This window comes from Actinospica acidithermotolerans (assembly GCF_018139625.1).
Classification (GTDB): Bacteria; Actinomycetota; Actinomycetes; order Streptomycetales; family Catenulisporaceae; genus Actinospica; species Actinospica acidithermotolerans.
This window is the reverse complement of the sequence record NZ_JAGSOH010000268.1, coordinates 1-1,564: the sequence shown is the minus strand read 5'-3', so window position 1 is coordinate 1,564 and position 1,564 is coordinate 1. Positions and strand designations below refer to the sequence as shown.

The 1,564-nt window shown below is 68.3% G+C and carries 1 protein-coding gene; it reads left to right on the top strand.

What is annotated here, in order from left to right; genetic code table 11:
* Positions 1-15: 15 nt before the first annotated feature.
* A partial coding sequence (locus tag KDK95_RS34575; protein ID WP_212522578.1) for a peptidoglycan D,D-transpeptidase FtsI family protein occupies positions 16-1,564 on the top strand: 1,549 nt, incomplete at its 3' end.

Below are 1,564 nucleotides of genomic sequence, written 5' to 3'. Positions count from 1 at the left end.
CTCGTGCAGCTCCAGGTGACCGATGCCGGGGGCTACGCCGCGAAGGCCGCCGCCGACCGGACCGCCGACGTCACCCTGTACGCCACCCGCGGCTCGATACTCGACGCGTCCGGCCAGCCGATCGCCGAGTCGGTGGACGCGGTGGACGTCATCGCCGACCCGCTGCTGATCTCCCAGCAGAAGCAGGACCCGGCCGTCTACGCCTCGAAGCTCGCCGCCTACCTCGGCAACCCGCCCGGCAGCGTGGACGTCGCCGCGCTGCGCGCGAAGCTGGCGAAGCCGGGCTCGCAGTACGCGGTGCTCGCCAAGCAGGTCACCCCGTCCGTGTGGAAGAAGATCAAGGCGCTCGGGCTGGTCGGCATCACCGGCAACCAGGACCCGAAGACCGTCTACCCGCAGGGCGCCGTCGCCGCGAACGTCGTCGGCCTGGTCAACGCGCAGGGCGAGGGCAGCTCCGGGATGGAGTCCGAGTACAACTCGCTGCTGTCCGGGACGAACGGGAAGATCTCCTACCAGGCCGCGTACGGCTACGAGATCCCGACCACCGGCATCAACGAGCAGGCCGCCGAGAACGGCACCTCGGTCGAGACGACCGTGGACAGCAAGATCCAGTACGCCGCCCAGCAGGCGATCGACGACGAGGTCGCGAAGACCAAGGCCGCCCTCGGCACGGTCGTCGTGATGGATCCGCGCAGCGGCGCGATCCTGGCGCTGGCCACCTCGCAGACCTACGACCCTAACAATCCGGGAACGGCCACCGCCGAGCAGCTGGGCGACGACGCGCTCTCCGACGTGTTCGAACCGGGCTCGGTCGCCAAGGTGATCACCATGTCCGCGGAGATCCAACAGGGCGTCACCAACCCGATGACCAAGGTGGTCGTGCCGCCGACGCTGAACACCGGCGACGGCTACGTGGTGCACGACGACACCGCGCACGGCACCGAGCACCTGACCCTCAACGGCATCCTCGCCGAATCCAGCAACATCGGCACCGACCTGACGTCGCTGCAACTCTCACCGAACAACATGGCCGAACGCAACGCCATACTGTACGACTATTTCTCCGCTTTCGGGCTGGGCCGGAAATCCGGTCTCGAGCTGCCCGGCGAATCGCCCGGCATCCTCGCCTCGGCCGCCGACTGGAATCATTCCCAGCAGTACACCGTCGCGTTCGGCCAGGGCCTGTCAGTGAACGCGATCCAGGCCACGAGTGTTTACGCGACGATTGCGAACGAGGGGGTCCGCGTCACTCCGACGCTGGTCAAGGGATATGTCGGCGCGGACGGCAGATACACGGCCGCGCCGGCCCCGGCGCGCACCCAGGTGGTGTCCGCCGCCACCGCGAAGCAGGTCTCCGAGATGATGGAATCCGTCGTCTCGGACGCCGGAACCGGCACGTCCGCGCAGATCCCGGGCTATCGGGTGGCCGGCAAGACCGGCACCGCGAACCGCTACGTGGCCAGCTGCGGCGGATACTGCGGATACACCGCCTCGTTCATCGGATACGCGCCCGCGGACAATCCGCAGTTGGTGATAGGGGTCTTCGTGGAAGGGCCGCAGGGCG